This is a genomic window from Snodgrassella alvi (assembly GCF_002777425.1).
Taxonomy (GTDB): domain Bacteria; phylum Pseudomonadota; class Gammaproteobacteria; order Burkholderiales; family Neisseriaceae; genus Snodgrassella; species Snodgrassella alvi_B.
Genome location: NZ_MDVC01000091.1, coordinates 21,718 through 39,512, shown reverse-complemented (window position 1 = coordinate 39,512; position 17,795 = coordinate 21,718). Strand labels below are relative to the sequence as shown.

Below are 17,795 nucleotides of genomic sequence, written 5' to 3'. Positions count from 1 at the left end.
TTTTTATTTCTCAGAAATCTGCCCATCCGGATTAATCTGTTTTAAATCGCGCCCTTTGGTTTCGGGTAGCAGCAAGACGCTAATCACTACTATTGAGTAAGCCCAACTGGCATCAATACCAATGGCTGACCCCAGAGACATTGATGCGCTCATGTGCCCCACGAGGAACGGAAATATTGAGGACAGAATACGGCCGAAGTTGTAACAGAAGCCTACTCCGGCGCCACGATACTGCTGTGGATAAAGCTCATTAAACAATGCGCCCAGACTGGAGGGAATGCCGGCGGCAAAAAAGCCCAGTGGAAAGCCAAGGAACAGCATCTGGGTGTTGGTTAAGGGCATAAACAGGTAAATGCGTACGGTGATGACGCAGCAGATGGCAAACAGGGCAACATTAAAACGTCTGCCGATTTTGTCGAGCAGGATTGAGCTGGCCATACAGCCACACCAGAAGGCAAAAATAATTACCGCCAGATAGCCACTGGAATTAAGCACGGAAAGGTTGCGTTCTACTTTGAGGTAGGTAGGCAGCCACGACATGATGGCGTGATAGCCGCCATGTGCGCCAAGACCCAATAAACCACCGAGTAAGGTAGTGCGAATCAATGAAGGTGAAAAAATGCCGAACAATGCGCTAGCTATTGGTTGCCTGTCTTCGTTTTTCTGTATTACTGTATTTTGTTTTACCGGTTCCTGTACGTGCCGGCGTACATAAAAAATTAGTAATGACGGCAGTAAGCCTACGGCAAACATGATGCGCCAAGCTATATTTTCTGGTGCCAGACTGAAGGTTACTGAAAATAGTATGACTGCCAATCCCCACCCTACTGCCCATGCACTCTGTACTATCGCCATGACTTTACCGCGATACTGGCTGGTGATGGTTTCGGCCATAAGTACAGCACCGGCCGCCCATTCGCCGCCAATACCAAATCCCTGCAAGGCTTTTAAAGCCAGCAGCCAGTAGTAATCGGTTACAAATGCGGCCAGAAATGTAAAAAATGCAAACCATACAATCATGATTTGCAATGTTTTGACGCGTCCATACCGGTCTGAAAGGGCTCCAGCAAACCAGCCACCCAAGGCCGACGTGACCAGTGTGGCACTGCTGAATAATCCGGCCTCTCCTCTGCTAATGGCAAAATAGGCAATCAGCGATGGGACAACTAAACCGAACATTTGACTTTCCAGAGCGTCTAGTGCCCAGCCACCAAAGCATGCCCAAAAGGTTTTTCTCTCATTTCCTGATACTGCCCGATACCACATAAACATAAAGTTTTTCTTTCTTTGTCTATTTTCGAGAATATATAGTTTTGATTTGTTTGCAGCTGAATAAAGTTTTTTAGAACTTTATGTCTTTAATTTACTCTTAACAACATTTACCGCCAATAAGAAAATCTTTGTTTATTTGAACTAAATCAAATTAATTTGGCAATGTTTATTTGATTCTTTGTAAATCAGTAACTTGTTAATTACCAATTTATACACAGGTGCTCACTAATTGATACGGATTTAACGAAATAGGGTACTGCTAGTAGTCAACAACAATAATTAGGTACAGCAAATGGTTGATTGGAGGACATCCTTTATCGTTAATTATAATTATAAATAAAATAATTTAATTCTAATAAATGTGGCGCATTTTGTGCAATCTTTTTGTTGTAAATTTTTTTATGCTATTAATAAACCCGAATAGATGACTATTGTACAAAAAATATCAGCAACAATTATTAATTTAAAATTAAATAATCATGGCTAATATATGGGTCATTGCTGAAGTTGTGTTTCATGCGGGGCTGTTGTTTTGTTATGGTACTTTTTGATATGGCATCAACAATGGCATCAGTATATATGCAAATAGAATAATTTATTGCAATTTTGTGTGGTGTGCGTGGTCTATTATTCATACGTGCGTTGTGGCCGGCTGTTATGGTTTCTGTCTGTTAACTATTTGCTTAGACTTTTAAATTTGATTTTTGTATTATATTTGTTTTTACAATTTTATTAGTGCTAATAAGGTTATGTGTAGATATGCCTGCATGAGTACAAAAATTACGTAAAAAGTTACGCTGTATTTCTAAGTGTTTTGTGCTGATTTAGTACCACATTATTTAGTTTCTCATGAAATAGTAAGGTTTCTCTGTGTAAAAATTTTTTTATATTCAAAAGTAAAGGTCTAATTTTTAATATAAAGAATTTTTATGAGTGTTATGGTGTTATAAATCGTTGGCCATTCTTCGGTTACTTTTCTTGCTTGAGGAATAGCACTTTCTACTGTGATATCAATCGGATGATTGTTTATGATTCCTATTTTATTTAGTTAGTAATTTTGCTATTTCCCATATCCAACCAAATTCAGGATATCTAGGCGAACCAATGATCTGATTGGTAGTTGAGCTAATCCAATGCTTTCCATTAAAATAAATTTTATTAAGTTCATCAGATAGGTCTATTAAATCACTAGGTGATATTTCGCCATTACCAGTAAGTATTCCTTGAGTAATAGAATGATTCCCGCCTGTTACTATACCAATCATCATTGGTAAAATAAGAACTACGCTATGATTACCACTTTGTGTAAACTCTCCACCCGGGCGTGCTTGGTGTCCAATAGAGCCAAGATTACAAATTAAACTACTTGGATGCCAGCAGGTAGGTAATACTATGTCGGAAGATAATTTAAGGGAATACTTTTCCAGTGAATCTTCGTGTGACAGATTTTTACTTTTAATTTCTTGATCTGTTGGAAAAAAACCAAAGAAATCCATTGGAAATTTAATTTCTGTTATAGCGCAGTGTGGAGAATTTAAATAAGCGTTTCTGATATGTTCAGCTTGGATAGGTCTCATAATTATTTTAATTAGATCATGCAATGCATCATTTTTTTTTTGATAAATTATGTGCATTTATATTTGCAATCTTATTTGCCCACTCCATCACGTGAATAAAACTCTGCTCATCAGCCGAAATGGTTTTCTTTTTTTTAAAAAACAATGAAACATATGAACCTCAAATTGTACTTTGTGCAATAATCCGTTAGATATTTCTATATAGTTAAAAACTTTTATTCAATTATAAGTAAAAAAGTTAGCACTCAAACTAAAGTGAATGATAAATATTTCTAAAATAGTGCAAATTAAAGAGTAGAAAATTTGCTCTAGTATCCTCACAGAGGATTTAAATTTGAAAAAGATGATTGAGCATTAAATTATATCTATATTAAAAGGAGTAAAAGCCGGTATTCTGGTCAAAGAGCTTTGCTGGAAACAGGATGTAGGCAATTAGACTTTTACAAATGGCGGGAAAAATACGGCGGTATGCAAATGTCTGATATCAACTGTCTAAAGGAACTGGATGCTGAAAATCGTAAGCTTTAATAGATGGTTGTCGAGCTGAGTTTGAAATCTCAGCTACAGGAGGAAATCATAAAAAAAGCTCTAGTGCCCGTCAAAGCTTGTAAAGCTTGGGTACAGGAACTACAGCAAGTCATTCTATGATGATAGCAATGAGTTGTTCTATTATTAGTTTAAGCACTCTGTGCTTATTATTATCAACCCAAGTTACAGGATGACTCTGTGATTATCTCAGTAATAAGCGCTATCGCTGACAGGCATTTTGGGCTTTCATAAATGTTTTAAATCAGCATCTTTTGCTAAAACGGCAATGATGAGAAAACCACCATTAGTATTGGCGCGGTAATATTAACGATAAAGCCGAAGCTGATGGCCAAAGGAACAGCGCTAATGCCACCGGAAGCCTGAATAGCCGGCAGGGTGAAATCTAAGCTGGTAGCGCCACCAATGCTGACGGCGGTGGTGGGATAGCGGCGCATTAGTATGGGGATAAAGATGAGGGCAAAAAATTCGCGTGCCAAGTCGTTGAATAAGGCGATACTGCCCCAGACTGCGCCATAGGCCTTAGTCATAATGATGCTGGAGAGTGAATACCAGCCATAGCCGTTGCTGAGCGCCAGCCCTTTGCTGATGGATATGTCAGGCATAATCAGGGCAAATATTAGGCCGCCAAGCAGGCTGGCCAGTGTGAATAATCCGGCACTGATAACGCCACGGCGGTTGAGAAATACCTGTTTCAGAGTGATGCCGCTGCTGCGCAACTGCATGCCTACCAGTAATAGTAGTATTAGCAGTGCTTTGTTGACGGCAGCCTGTGGATCGCCTAACCAACTAAAAGATAAGTAGTTGCCGGCTATCAGCCCTACAAGCAGACTGCCAACCTGTTTGAAGCTGCCCATAATGCTGATATCACCGCACTGGCCGGCTGATTGTTGTCGGTTCAGGTGCCACGGATAGCGGCGGTCAAACCAGATGAATACCAGCAGATTGGTGGTTATCAGGCAGGTAAACAATGCGCCTACGGTAAGGCTGATGTTAGTCAACTGTGCGCTAAGGTTGGGGATTTGTGCCAGTGACAGGCCAATCAGGAATAAAATTAGATATACCAGCCATGCTAAGCCGCGGTTGAGCCAGTTGATGGCACGCGCTGGTACGGGTATGCAAAATCCTGCCAGCAGGGGAATGAGGATGATTAGCAGGGGAATTAAATTTTGCATGGATGGTTCTATATGGTGAAGTTAAGGGTAATAGGCGGCTGCGGCTGCCGGCAGGTACAAAACAGGCAGCACATTGGGTGACAATGGCTGCCTGTGAATATGCATTTAAGCTTTATTGGTCAACGAAAGCGCGTTCGATAACGTAGTCGCCACGCTGCCCCATTTTCGGGGAGATGGTTAAACCAAAGCTGTTAAGGGTTTCACAGGTATCCTTGAGCATTTCCGGACTGCCACAAATCATGGCGCGGTCGTCTGCCGGATTAATCGGTGGCAGGCCAATGTCGGTAAAGAGTTTACCGGATTTCATTAAATCAGTCAGGCGTCCGTGATGAATGTAGTCTTCTCTGGAAACCACGGGATAGTAAATCAGTTTTTCGCGCACCATTTCACCCAGATATTCGTGATTGGGTAATTCGGTGGTGAAGTGGTCGTAATAAGCCAAATCTTTTTTGTAGCGTACGCCGTGAATCAGGATGATTTTTTCAAACTGTTCGTAGATATCCGGGTCTTTGGTAACACTGAGAAATGGTGCTAAACCGGTACCGGTAGACAGCAGGTACAGGTTTTTGCCGGGATTGAGGTCACCGGCAATCAGGGTGCCGGTGGGCTTTTTGCTCACGAGGACTTCATCACCTACTTTCAGATGCTGCAAGCGACTGGTTAATGGGCCGTTCTGTACTTTGATACTGAAAAAAGCCAGCTCTTCTTCCCAGTTGGCACTGGCAATACTGTAGGCACGCATCAGTGGCTTACCGTCTACCATCAGGCCAATCATGACAAACTGGCCATTCTGAAAGCGTAATGATTCGTCACGGGTGCAGGTGAATGTGAAGTATGCATCTGTCCAGTGGTGTACGGACAGGACTTTTTGTGTGTTGTAGGCTGCCATTAATTATCCATGGTTAAGGAAAGCGGTATTATTAGCGTAAACCGAAAACACGCCAGTTGTCTGTTGCCGTTTTGGGGCAGTTTATACTCTGGCCTCTGGCGTAAGGTGTGAATTTTAAGACAATTTGATGCGCTGTTCAATGGGGTTTAGAGTATTCACTTTAATAAATGTAAGCTGATTTGTGTGTTTTGTCTGCGGCTGGTACAAATAAATCAACAGGCTGCCATTCTGATGACAACCTGTTGATATTATTTTGATTTAACTGGAATTACAGGCGGCCGTGACACAATTTGTATTTCAGGCCGCTGCCACATGGACAGGGGTCGTTGCGGCGTACGATGATGCCGCGAGCTTCCATGGCTTTGGGGCTAAAATCTTCATCTTCGATTCTGGTAGCAGCAGATATTTCTGGCTGCTCTTCTGCCTGCGCCTGTTCAAACTGCACAGAAATCAGCAGTGAGGCAACGCTATTGCGGATGTTGCTCCACATGGTTTGAAACATTTCAAATGCTTCGCGTTTGTATTCCTGTTTCGGGTTTTTCTGGGCATAGCCGCGCAGGTGAATCCCCTGACGCAGGTAATCCATATCGGCCAGATGTTCGCGCCAGCGGCTATCAATGATTTGCAGCATGATATCGCGTTCAAATCGGCGCATGGTATCAATGCCAACCAGCTCGACTTTGTGGGCATAATCTTTTTCGACGATGTCGAGCAGACGTTTACAAATGCTTTCGTTGTCGAGGCTGTTGTCTTCTTTGAGCCAGTCGCTGATGGCAACATCGATGTGATAATCGGCGGCCAGTTTTTGCTCGAGGCCGGAAATATCCCACTGCTCTTCCATGCTGTCTGGCGGGATAAAGCTGTCTACGGTATCAACGATGGCATCATGGCGAATTTCCTGCATCAGACCATCAATGTCGTTGCTGGCCAGAATATCGGCACGCTGGTGATAAATCACTTTACGCTGGTCGTTGGCTACGTCGTCGTATTCAAGTACCTGTTTGCGCATGTCGAAGTTGCGGTTTTCCACTTTGCGCTGCGCGCCTTCAATCTGACGGTTGAGCATGCCGGCTTCTATGGCTACGCCGCGTTCAGGAGCCAGACGATTAAGAATGGCGGTGGCACGGTCAAGGGCAAACAGACGCAGTAATGGGTCTTCAAATGACAGGTAAAAGCGGCTGGAACCGGCATCACCCTGCCGGCCGGCACGGCCACGCAACTGATTGTCGATACGGCGGCTTTCATGGCGTTCGGTACCGATAATGTGTAAACCCCCGGCAGCAATCACGGCATCATGGTCGCGTTGCCATTGCTGTTGCAGTGTATCGATTTTGCTTGCTTTAGCTGCTTCGGTGAGGCTGTCATCGGCATTGATGGCATCTATCTGTGGCTTGATGTTGCCGCCAAGTACGATGTCGGTACCACGGCCGGCCATGTTGGTGGCGACGGTAATCATGCCCGGCCGGCCGGCCTGAGCAATGATGTCGGCTTCACGCGCGTGTTCTTTGGCATTGAGAACATTGTGTTGCAGATGTTCTTTATTCAGTAAGGCGGACACCAGCTCGGAATTTTCGATGCTGGTGGTACCAACTAATATTGGCTGGCCTTTGGCATGGCGCTCTTTGATATCGGCTACAACAGCTTCGTATTTTTCTTCGCTGGAACGGTAAATCTGGTCGTTCAGGTCTTTGCGTACCATCGGCCGGTTTGTCGGGATGATAACGGTTTCCAAACCATAAATATTCTGGAATTCAAATGCTTCGGTGTCGGCTGTACCGGTCATGCCGGCCAGTTTGTCGTACAGACGGAAGAAGTTCTGGAAGGTGATGGAAGCCAGTGTCTGGTTTTCTTTGTTGATTTCTACGCCTTCTTTGGCCTCTACTGCCTGATGCAGGCCATCAGACCAGCGCCGGCCGGCCATCAGGCGGCCGGTAAATTCGTCAACAATCACTACTTCGCCGTTCTGTACGACGTAATGCTGGTCGCGCTGGTACAGGGTATGGGCACGCAATGCGGCCATCAGGTGGTGCATCAGCATGATGTTGGTGGCGGAATACAGGGAATCGCCTTCCTGTAACAGCCCCATGCTGCTGAGAATCTGTTCGGCGTGTTCATGCCCCTGATCGCTGAGGACAACCTGACGTGCTTTTTCGTCTACCCAGTAATCGCCCTCTCCTTCTTCGCTTTTTTGTGCAATCAGTTGTGGCGGAATCTGGTTCATTACCTGATACAGGGTGACGTTATCGTCGGCCTGACCGGAAATAATCAGTGGGGTACGCGCTTCGTCAATGAGGATGGAGTCGACTTCATCGACTACGGCAAATGACAGTTCACGCTGCACTTTTTCACTCAGGTCGCGCACCATGTTGTCGCGCAGGTAATCAAAGCCGTATTCGTTGTTGGTGCCGTAGGTAATATCGGCCTGATAAGCGGCTTGTTTATCCTCATGATCCATGTTGCTGACGATGATACCAACTGTCATGCCCAGAAATTCGTATAGGGGGCGCATGATGCTGGCGTCGCGTGCAGCCAGATAATCATTTACGGTAACGACATGTACGCCTCTGCCGGCCAGTGCATTGAGATAGACGGCGGTGGTGGCTACCAGTGTTTTTCCTTCGCCGGTACGCATTTCCGCAATTTTGCCGTGATGCAGTACCATGCCCCCGATGAGCTGAACATCAAAGTGGCGCATGCCAAGGATACGCTGGCTGGCTTCACGACATACAGCAAAGGCTTCTACCAGCAGGTTGTCGAGTTTTTCGCCATCAGCCAGACGTTGTTTGAATTCAGCAGTTTTAGCCTGTAGTTCGGTATCGCTCAGTGCCTGAATTTTTGGTTCGAGCGCATTGATTTTGGATACTTCTTTACGATATTGTTTCAGAAGCCGGTCGTTGCGGCTTCCGAGAATTTTTTTAGCTAAGTTTTTCAACATAAATCAATAGTCCGGCACCAGCAGGCGCAATAAAAAGTAAGCATGAAATGGGGAATTTTAACACAAGCGTCTACTCTGCTGTATGGCTGTTTGCATGCGTGTGTCAATTATGGGCAATCAGAAACCGGTTTGAAGTTATAGGTTGCTGTTTATGGTGGCTAATATAAAGGTGAAACTGTTTTTTCCAAGCGCTGTCTGTGGTAAAAGATGCTGTTGCTGCTGTGGTTAATACAGCAGTGTCAATATAAAAAATATCATCTGCAATGCGGATAATTATTCAAGATACAGATAGTGATGTGGTTAAAAGATATTGAGAATGGTTAAGTTTAGCTACAAGGCTATGTTATTGTTACGGTTTTTTAAATGATTAATAATCAAATCGTAAGCAGCCAAAATAAAATTCACCCTGTTTCGAAGTTTTGTCTCGTCCGATAAGAATAGTGTCTGGATAGGGGTTATCAGCAGTTACGTCAGTTGTATGTTGATAATACTGGTTTATATCGCCCCAGGAAAGAGTCTCTTTTAACTGAACCGGTACGGGTTTGGCATCAATAGATTTGGCAAATGTGGCCATATCTCCTTTGGCTACGGCAAAAAAGTATGAACCGCTATCGCCCAGATATCGAACAACAGAAACTGAAGCATTTGCAATCTGTAGCGGTTTGGTAAAGCGATATTCCAGATTAATGAGGCCGTCTTTGTCGAGATTTTTTACTGTAATTTTTTGTTTATTAAGCTGTGTAGTTATATCTGAATCACGTGCGTCAATAGGTGCGCTTTTGCATAATAGCGCTGCTTCAAATTGTGTTTCTGCTGTGGTATTTGTTTTTGTGGTCTGCGCCCATGCAGATAAGTTAAATATAAGTAATAAGCTGCATAAGAGTTTGTGCGGTATTCTCATATTTCTGTTCTGAATGATAATAATTGAATTATGTGGGTATTAATCAGAAAGACAGTCTATTATACTGAGTTAGACTTGCTTAAATAGTAAATATATTTTATTCAAATATCATTTAATATTTTTAAATCGCTGCTAGTGCTTGATGCACCATATGTAGTGGTTCAAGCTAAATCATAACTTCACTTGTTGTATCAGATATTCTTTCTATTTTAAGACTGTTATATGGGAAAGTCGCTATTACATTAAATAATGACCTTAAATTGAATCCAGAATTTTCATATTTAAGTGAGCTTTACAGCTCACGTCAAAATTTAACTATACATTTTTTTTAACCAGTCACTAACATCTTTATTTAAATTAAGCCAAGCAGCTTCACCGTTTATTTCACAAACGAATAATACATCATCATTATCTATATACTTTGTTAAAAAATTTATGATTTCTACTGCTTTTTTGCTCGAAACTATAGCCCAGAGAGAATCAGTAATATGAGCATACTGTTGATATGACATTATTGCTTCATATAATTTTTTATAATCCTTATTTTTGATTAAATCGTATGAAATAAGATACATTGCCATTTAATTCCTCCTATTTTCGCAATTCATTTATAAGCGTTTGTAAATATACAACATTAGCAGCAGCATTTCAAATAAAAATTAATAAATTAAAGTTCAGCAAAACCGTTGTAGTGTGGAATACCAAAAACTAATCATAATAAATATTATTATATTTTATTAACAATCACCTCAACTTATGTCACTGTAAGATTCATAGTATTAGCAAACTCTTCAATTGATGCGCCTGTATCTAATAAAGTAATTGTAGGTGTTGGTTGAAATTCTTCTAAACACTGTTGTTTTTTTTATGAGTCCTGTCCTCATCGACCGCTAATTTTTCTTTAAACATTTCTTCTCTTCTTTGCAAATCATATCAACAATCTGGTAAGTAACTTTCTTGCTTGTATTCGAGTCTTTTGTATAAAAGAATTTCATATTACGCTTCCATTTGATTAAGCTATACTTTTTCTGCTTAATAATAAAACTAGCAAAACTGGATACTAAAATATTACTTTGATAACCATACCCAAAGTACTATGTATTTGTATTCGCGAATATATTTTAGAGCTGTCTCAATTTTACTATCGGTAACTCATTAGGGGAAAAAGAGGTTTTAGGTATAGAAGCAATAAGTAATTGAAATTGGGTTAAATAAATTAATATATTTGGTCTGATTGGGATTTTTCATTTTTGGCATGTTTCACTGAATACCAATTCGTTATTATTCAACAACTTTATGGTTTGCTGCGGTCAGATTTTTAATTGGTAAAGTGTTATCATCAGCACACACAAATATCAGTCTAACTGTTTTTTTCACTTAGGCGGCGTAACGCTGCCGCCAGCTCGGGATGATGGGTTAAAGCCTGTGCCGAGCGTGCCAAGGCTCCACGTGCTACAGGGCTTAAACTGGCACGCTTAACTGCCTCGGGCTTCGATTCTAGCGGCTGTACTTTAATTTTTACGCTTTCGATTGTGGCATCAATTTGCTGTAGTTGCGGTAATAAGGCTGGTAATACCATGCGTAAGCGTGAGGCGGCCATACTATTATGGGCAATCACCACTACACAGCCGTCGCGCACACAGGCTACATTGAAATGGGCACGCATGCTGGCCGGTAGCTCCTGTTTAAGGCAGGTGCTCAAACGTTGCCAGTGTGCTGATTGTGTCAGCAACTGATTAAGCTGGGCATTTTTCTTGCCAAAACGATTCAGATTCATACCGGTATACTAACGTAGATTATTAATAACATCAGGGTATTTACCTTTATACCCGATAACAATGGCTATGGTTTACCCTTATAACCAGTTTGTGTACGTGCAGTAAGAAAATTTCTGCGTATGGGGCGCATAATCAACGCTCACATGTCACGGTTACACTGATAGCTACTTGTAAATATAAATTCAATTGAAAAATCAATGGTAATTTGTGCAAGCAGCCATTAGCGCAATATCAAGACATATAGACAGTAAATAAAAGGCAGCTTGTGGAAAACTTTGTATGAAGATGGTGATACACAACCATTTAAAAGCCGTTTTCCATGATAATCTGTCCGAGTGTTCTGTTGCGGTGCATGCTGTAGCCCATATCAAGCAAAGCCTTAAAGGTGTCTGCCACCATGGCCGGATTGCCGCACAACATAAAGCGGGTCTGCGCAGGGGTAAAAGTCAGGCCTAATGCTGTTGCCAGTGTGCCATTTTGCAATAACTGTGGCAGACGCTGGTTTAGCACCCCTGCTACGCTTTCGCGGGTAACTACCGGCTGGTAGGACAGTTTGCCGGTATATTCGCCAATCAGGGGGTGGTGGATTAAGTCGTTTATATGCTGGCTGAAAATCAGTTCGCTGGCATGAGAGACGGAATGTACCAGCCCGATATGCTGGAAGCGCTCCCAGACAGCCGGCTGTTGCAGCATGGACAAAAATGGCGCTATGCCGCTGCCGGTACTGAGCATCACCAGCTGATCACCATCGGTAAATCTGCCGGGCAGTAAAAAGCCAAAAGCGGTTTTGTCCAGCAGGATATGGTCGCCGGGCTGTAGTTGTGCCAGTCGGGCACTCATTGACCCTTCTTCAATCAATACTACAAAAAATTCCAGCGTTTCTGCATATTCGGCAGAGACGATGGAATAGGCACGCCAGATAAATCCTGCTCCGTCACGAAAGCCCAGACGCGAAAACTGGCCGGCACTGAAACGATAGGCTTCTGGCCGGGTAATGGCAAAGGTCAGCAGTTTCGGGGTATGCTGCTTAACCCATAATACGATTTCTTCGGTGAATTTGGCTTCTGCGGCAGCCTGCATGCAGTTATTCCTGTGTATGCCACCGGCTGGCCGGTGGCGGTATTGGTTTACAGTCTGATATCGATATCCTGATATTTTCGGCTGGCCTCGGTATTGCTGATTTCAATACCATCGCTCACTGCCCATTTACCATCGTTGATACGCTGGTATTGCAGGCTGAAATTGCCATCACCGATTTTATGCAGGGTAAAGGTTTCGCCCGCCGGTATGTAAAAGGTACGTATAGCGGTAAATTTACCGGCGTGCAGTTCGTATAATTGGGCAAATACCGGCGATTGCAAGGATGTGGCATGTACCACAATGGTGTTATTACCGCGCTGGCGCAGAATCGGATAGCCGGAAACATAGGCAGCCTTAAGCGGGAAAAGCTGACCATTGGGTGCCACTGGCACCGGTATGCCGCTTTGTGTTTGTGCCGGGGTATTATCTACTGGCGGATGCGCCAGTCGCCACCAGACGCCGCCCATGGCAATCAGGATGGCGATACCCACTATCCACAACCAGCCATGGCCATGTTCATGCAGAACAACTATTTTGTCTTCATGATTGGGCAATAAGGCCGGCGGCGCAAACGGGGTTTGCCTGCGTGAGAGCAATGCCGGTGACAAGCGAGCCTGTAGGCTTTGTCGTGCAATCCACACATCATGATGATGGCGCTTTTCTGGATCGGAGAGCACGGCATAGGCTTGGTTAATTTCGGCCATGCGCTGGTGCGCCTGTGGATTATGTGGATTGCGGTCAGGATGGTATTTTTGTGATAAAGCCCGATAGGCCGCACGAATCACTTCGTCGGACGCTCCCGGAGCAACATTTAATACGTCGTAATAGTTGTGCACGGATTTTTCACTTACACAGGTTAAATCAAGGTATTGAGTGCATGGTTGATATCATCCCAGATATCTTCGATGTCTTCGATACCGGCAGAAATACGCAGCAGGCCTTCACGAATGCCCAGAGATTCTTTGACTTCTGTACTCATGCCGCTGTGCGACTGGCTGGCACTGTGGTTAATCAGGCTTTCTACGCCCCCGAGGCTGGCAGCCATACGAATCAGGCGCAGGTTTTTAATCACGCTGTTGGCTGCTTCGCGGCTGTTGTGGCGCAGATAAATTGATACCACGCCACCAAAACCATGCTGCATTTGTTTGCAGGCTATATCGTGGTGTTCGTGCTCGGGCAGGCCGGGGTAAAACACTTTTTCTACTGCCGGATGCCGCTGCAAACGTTTGGCCAGCTCGGCTGCATTGGCCAGATGCCGATCCATGCGCACAACCAATGTTTTGATGCCGCGTAATACCAGTGCACAATCCATCGGGCCGGCCACGCCCCCGGTGTTGGTGCTCATGGCACGCAGTAATCTGGCCTGTGCCGGGTCTTTAACCACGACAATGCCCATTAGCACATCAGAATGGCCGCACAGGTATTTGGTAGCGGAATGGAACACGATATCCACGCCCAGATTCAGCGGTTGTTGTACATAGGGGGTGGCAAAAGTATTGTCGATGCCAACGATGGCACCGGCCGCTTTGGCTTTGGCTGCCAGTTCTGCGATGTCTATCAGACGCAGCAGCGGGTTGCTCGGGGTTTCCAGCCACACCATTTTCACTTTGGTCTGTGCCAGTATGCGGTCGAGGTTGGCCGGATTGGTGAGGTCGGCAAAAATGACGTTAACGCCCCACTGTGCATATACTTCCGTCAGCAGATCGTAGGCACCACCATAAATATCGGCAACCGCAACAATGGTATCGCCCGGGCGCAGAAAAGTACGCCATACGGCATCAATTCCGGCCATCCCGCTACCATAGGCAAAGCCAGCACAGCCATTTTCCAATTCGGCTACTGTATCTTCCAGCACCTGCCGTGTGGGATTGGAGATACGCGCATAACGAAACGGAATATTTTCACCAATTTCATGCAGGGCAAACATGCTGTTCTGATAAATCGGTGGCATCAGAGCACGGTTATGTTGTTCCGGCTGGTAACTGGAATGAATGGTCTGTGTGGCAAATTTCATATTTTCTCCGATATGTTACTGGTTATGCTGTTCAGGCAGCTGTTTATACCGTCGAGGGCGTTTGCATTGAGGATGTCTAGTTTAGCACGCACACCGCTTATCAGGCAGTATGCTGTTTCTTCATTACTAATTCCGACTGATTTGCTCGGAATTAAGCCATAAAGTATAATTTTATGTCTTATATGCCGCCGGTTTGTGTGGTTTTATTATGCCGGTCTGGCTGGATTCAGATTTGTTTCGCGAGGAAAACCATCAGAATGGACATTATTGCTGATGTGCAAAGCAGTGTTGATAAACGCAATATGCCAATCAATCAGGTTGGTGTGAAGGGCTTGCGGCTGCCGCTGAGTATTATCTGCGCTGCCGGTGAACAGCATACTGTAGCTGATTTAACCATGACTGTATCGCTGCCAGCCGAGCAGAAAGGCACGCATATGTCGCGTTTTATCGAGTTAATGCAAGCACAGCATGGCAGCATTGATTTTGTAGCACTCCAACAGCTAACCACTGATATGTTGCAGAAACTTCAGGCAACAGCGGGTAAAATCAGTATGCGCTTTCCTTTTTTCCGGCGCAAACAGGCACCGGTAACTGCTATTTCCAGCCTGCTGGATTATGAGGTGATGCTCAGTGGTGAAATTAATGATGGTGTTTATCAGCATAGCTTGCAGGTAATCATTCCGGTAACCAGCCTGTGTCCGTGCAGCAAGGAAATTTCGGCATATGGGGCGCACAATCAGCGTTCACATGTCACGGTTACGCTGACATCTACCGAGGCGATGGCGGTTGAAGAAATTATTGATCTGGTGGAGCAGCAGGGTTCGTGCCAGCTATACGGGTTGCTGAAGCGGCCGGATGAAAAATTTGTTACTGAATATGCTTATGATAATCCGAAATTTGTTGAAGACATGGTACGAGATGTAGCCACGGCGCTGAAAGCCGATGCCCGCATTCAGTCTTTTACAGTGGAAAGTGAAAATTTTGAATCAATTCATAATCATTCTGCCTATGCGCTGATACAATACCCGTAAACTGACATATTCAGACTTAAGCTTTATCTGTATTTATATGGATAAGGTCAAGAAAGATTAAGGGGAGATGAATGGCTACCCTGTACGATTTTGCTGGTAGTCATTCTCTTTGTTCGTTGTTCAGGTTGAAATTACACTGTTTACTGTGACATTTATGTATCACATTTCTTCTCGCTTGCGTGCCTGCACGGTTTCCCTGTTAAAACTGTTATTTCTGCTACTGGTTTTGCTATTTGGGCTGAACCAAACTGCATTCGCCGCTGATGACAATGGCAAGCCATTGTCACCAGAGCAGGCTTTTGTACCGCAATTAGTTGTTCATGATCAGGATGTTAGGGTACATTTTGTTATTGCTAAAGGCTATTATCTCTACCAGAATAAAATTCAGGTTTCTACCAAACCAGAAGGTCTGTTTGACGCTGCACAGTTTGTCCAGTCAGGCACACAGAAACATGATGAGTTTTTTGGTACGCAGCAGGTTTATTATAACCATGCTGATGTACTCTGGCGCTACAGTGCAGGTGCACAAACTGTCCCGTATCAGTTAACCCTGTCGTATCAGGGCTGTGCCGAAGCGGGTATCTGTTATCCGCCGGTGGAAAATACGTTAACCATCAGCCGTACCGGCAAATATTCTATTGCTTCCCAGCCATTGCATGGCCAGCCGGATGTGGATACTTTCACCAAGCCACGCGAAAAAAAACCGCCAGCTGCGTGGTCTGGCAGCTCCGGTAGCGATAGTTTGTTTCAACTCTCTCGGGCAACGCTGATTACCAATTTAATGACCTTTTTTATTGCCGGGATGGGTCTGAGCCTGACTGCATGCATGTATCCGCTACTACCGATTGTGTCGGCTATTGTGATGGGTTCACGCAAGAAAGCAACTAAATGGCGGGCGTTTGTACTGTCGTTTGTATATGTGCAGGGACTGGCTTTTACTTACACCATTGTGGGTATTGTCACGGCGCGTACGGGGTCATTTCTGACAGGCTGGCTGCAACAGCCGACGGTAGTACTGACCGCAGCGGCCATACTGGTGATTCTGGCTCTATCGATGTTTGATTTGTACAGTATTCAATTGCCCACACGCTGGCAGTCTTACTTTCAGCGTGTCAGTGGCCGTTTTCGCGGTGGACATTTGCTGTCTGTAATGGTGATGGGCGCGCTGTCAGCGCTGATTGTCGGCCCATGTGTGGCGCCGCCTCTGGCTTTTGCCCTTGGCTATATTGGTCAGAGTGGTGATGCTACGCTGGGCGGTATGGCACTGTATGTGATGGCACTGGGTACCGGCATTCCACTGATTCTGATTTCGGTATTCGGTGTTCACATTATGCCACGAGCCGGTGGCTGGATGACTGGTGTGAAATACCTGTTCGGGCTGATGCTGCTAGGGGCGGCTACTTATATTGCCACTCCGTTTCTGCATTACTATCTGGTGGTAACTATTTATACCCTGCTTATGCTGGTACCAGCACTTTATCTGGGCTGGCAGTGGTATCACTCACAGGGACGCCAGCGCTGGTTTAATGCGGTAGCCGGTGTACTGTTTCTGACTGGCGGAATTTTTTTTGTGGCGGCCAGTGTAGTGAACTATGCCACACCTCTGCACCGTTTTCTAACTTTGACGCCGCCAAACAATCAGTATTTTGGCCGCTATTTCAAAGAGCCGGAACAATTGAGTCAGGCCATGCAACAACTGTTTGATGATAATCCGGATAAGCCGGTACTGGTGGATTTCTATGCAGACTGGTGCATTTCCTGTAAGGAAATGACTGCATTTACTTTAAGCAAAGCTTCCGTCAGGAGGGTGATTGAAGAGGAACGATTTTTACAGATTGATGTCACCAATAACACCCCAGCACAGCGACGGATGATGCAACAATATGGTTTATACGGCCCGCCGGGTTTATTTGTGGTTCACAGTAACGGCTATCGCAGCCAGCCACTGGTTGGCTATGTACCGGCATCGGAACTGTTAAGCTGGTATGACAAACAGATTCAGAAAGTGCAATAAATTAATAGCCTCCTTGTATACAAGGAGGCTATTACACAGAGAGCCAACTATACTGGCAACTTGTGTTTAATTGTATTCAGTCACGATAATGGCGGTCGGCCACTTTCAGCGCACGTCGTGCCAGCGCCAGATTGGCGATTGTGCGGTCGAGCACCATAAACATGAATACGCCCTTCACATTCTTCATCGGCCGCAATAAATAATACTGTTTATGCAAACTGATGAGAATATCATCTATGGCATCTTCGTTATTGTCCTGACCATACAGGCGGGCAATTGCCTTAACCTCCGAACGCACAATTTCGGTATTGCCGGCAGACAGAATGTCCAGATCCATTCCTGACGGGCTGACACCATCTATAAACATTCCGCTTTCATAATCCACGACAGCACACGCCATGACACCTTTAGTTGCCGCCAACTCATCAATGACGCCATCAAATCTCACTGTGATATCCTTCTTCTATTGCCATATTGCTTATGGCAGGGTATTTGATTATCTATTTTCCAATTTTTTCCGGCTTTTGACCAGCATTAACTTTTTTTAATTAAAAAAATCTTTCCATTCAACATCCAAGCATGC

General features: G+C 44.5%; 15 protein-coding genes and 1 pseudogene. 4 read left to right on the top strand and 12 right to left on the bottom strand.

The window, feature by feature from the left end; all coding sequences use genetic code 11:
• Positions 1 to 3: 3 nt before the first annotated feature.
• Together BGI33_RS08345 and BGI33_RS08340 are read right to left on the bottom strand one after the other, a co-directional pair.
• Complete coding sequence (locus BGI33_RS08345) at positions 4 to 1,272, bottom strand: MFS transporter (RefSeq protein WP_100090754.1); 1,269 nt, start codon at positions 1,270 to 1,272, stop codon at positions 4 to 6.
• 1,040 nt (positions 1,273 to 2,312) lie between these two features.
• A complete protein-coding gene (locus tag BGI33_RS08340) occupies positions 2,313 to 2,906 on the bottom strand; it encodes a DUF6710 family protein (RefSeq protein ID WP_100090753.1) in 594 nt (197 codons plus the stop codon).
• Positions 2,907 to 3,257: 351 nt separating this feature from the next.
• Here BGI33_RS08340 and BGI33_RS14230 point away from each other — a divergent pair, with 351 nt between their 5' ends.
• Positions 3,258 to 3,377 carry a transposase gene (locus BGI33_RS14230; RefSeq protein WP_373885322.1) on the top strand — a complete coding sequence of 40 codons (120 nt, stop codon included), beginning with the start codon at positions 3,258 to 3,260 and terminating at the stop codon, positions 3,375 to 3,377.
• A 275-nt stretch (positions 3,378 to 3,652) separates the two neighbouring features.
• Here BGI33_RS14230 and BGI33_RS08335 read toward each other — a convergent pair whose 3' ends face one another.
• The 6 genes from BGI33_RS08335 to BGI33_RS08310 all read right to left on the bottom strand — a co-directional run bounded on the left by BGI33_RS08335 (position 3,653) and on the right by BGI33_RS08310 (position 11,072).
• Complete coding sequence (locus BGI33_RS08335) at positions 3,653 to 4,570, bottom strand: lysine exporter LysO family protein (protein ID WP_100090752.1); 918 nt, start codon at positions 4,568 to 4,570, stop codon at positions 3,653 to 3,655.
• Between the two features lie 112 nt (positions 4,571 to 4,682).
• Positions 4,683 to 5,459, bottom strand: coding sequence for a ferredoxin--NADP reductase (locus BGI33_RS08330; protein WP_100090751.1), 777 nt, complete (start codon positions 5,457 to 5,459; stop codon positions 4,683 to 4,685).
• Between the two features lie 268 nt (positions 5,460 to 5,727).
• Positions 5,728 to 8,394 carry a preprotein translocase subunit SecA gene (gene secA / locus BGI33_RS08325; RefSeq protein WP_100090750.1) on the bottom strand — a complete coding sequence of 889 codons (2,667 nt, stop codon included), beginning with the start codon at positions 8,392 to 8,394 and terminating at the stop codon, positions 5,728 to 5,730.
• A 367-nt stretch (positions 8,395 to 8,761) separates the two neighbouring features.
• Positions 8,762 to 9,295: a hypothetical protein gene (locus BGI33_RS08320; protein ID WP_100090749.1), complete on the bottom strand. Its 534-nt coding sequence runs from the start codon at positions 9,293 to 9,295 to the stop codon at positions 8,762 to 8,764.
• Between the two features lie 311 nt (positions 9,296 to 9,606).
• Entirely contained in the window at positions 9,607 to 9,876 is a 270-nt protein-coding gene (locus BGI33_RS08315) for a hypothetical protein (protein WP_100090748.1), read from the bottom strand.
• Positions 9,877 to 10,655: 779 nt separating this feature from the next.
• The gene (locus tag BGI33_RS08310; protein WP_100090747.1) at positions 10,656 to 11,072 is read right to left on the bottom strand and encodes a DciA family protein; all 417 of its coding nucleotides are present in this window, start codon (positions 11,070 to 11,072) and stop codon (positions 10,656 to 10,658) included.
• Between the two features lie 80 nt (positions 11,073 to 11,152).
• Here BGI33_RS08310 and BGI33_RS12925 point away from each other — a divergent pair.
• Positions 11,153 to 11,239, top strand: a pseudogene (locus BGI33_RS12925) (GTP cyclohydrolase, FolE2/MptA family); the annotation flags it as partial.
• 137 nt (positions 11,240 to 11,376) lie between these two features.
• On the opposite strand, the gene BGI33_RS08305 reads toward BGI33_RS12925, so the two are convergent.
• The 3 genes from BGI33_RS08305 to BGI33_RS08295 are packed head-to-tail and all read right to left on the bottom strand — an operon-like array spanning position 11,377 to position 14,167.
• Positions 11,377 to 12,153: a ferredoxin--NADP reductase gene (locus BGI33_RS08305; protein ID WP_100090746.1), complete on the bottom strand. Its 777-nt coding sequence runs from the start codon at positions 12,151 to 12,153 to the stop codon at positions 11,377 to 11,379.
• A 47-nt stretch (positions 12,154 to 12,200) separates the two neighbouring features.
• The gene (locus BGI33_RS08300) at positions 12,201 to 12,989 is read right to left on the bottom strand and encodes a J domain-containing protein (RefSeq protein ID WP_100090745.1); all 789 of its coding nucleotides are present in this window, start codon (positions 12,987 to 12,989) and stop codon (positions 12,201 to 12,203) included.
• A 20-nt stretch (positions 12,990 to 13,009) separates the two neighbouring features.
• Entirely contained in the window at positions 13,010 to 14,167 is a 1,158-nt protein-coding gene (locus BGI33_RS08295; RefSeq protein ID WP_100090744.1) for a trans-sulfuration enzyme family protein, read from the bottom strand.
• 257 nt (positions 14,168 to 14,424) lie between these two features.
• On the opposite strand from BGI33_RS08295, the gene folE2 reads away from it, so the two are divergent.
• Positions 14,425 to 15,198 carry a GTP cyclohydrolase FolE2 gene (gene folE2, locus BGI33_RS08290; RefSeq protein ID WP_100090743.1) on the top strand — a complete coding sequence of 258 codons (774 nt, stop codon included), beginning with the start codon at positions 14,425 to 14,427 and terminating at the stop codon, positions 15,196 to 15,198.
• Between the two features lie 154 nt (positions 15,199 to 15,352).
• The gene (dsbD, locus tag BGI33_RS08285) at positions 15,353 to 17,212 is read left to right on the top strand and encodes a protein-disulfide reductase DsbD (RefSeq protein WP_100090872.1); all 1,860 of its coding nucleotides are present in this window, start codon (positions 15,353 to 15,355) and stop codon (positions 17,210 to 17,212) included.
• Between the two features lie 76 nt (positions 17,213 to 17,288).
• On the opposite strand, the gene BGI33_RS08280 is transcribed toward dsbD, so the two are convergent.
• Positions 17,289 to 17,660: a hypothetical protein gene (locus tag BGI33_RS08280; RefSeq protein WP_257379371.1), complete on the bottom strand. Its 372-nt coding sequence runs from the start codon at positions 17,658 to 17,660 to the stop codon at positions 17,289 to 17,291.
• Positions 17,661 to 17,795: the final 135 nt, after the last annotated feature.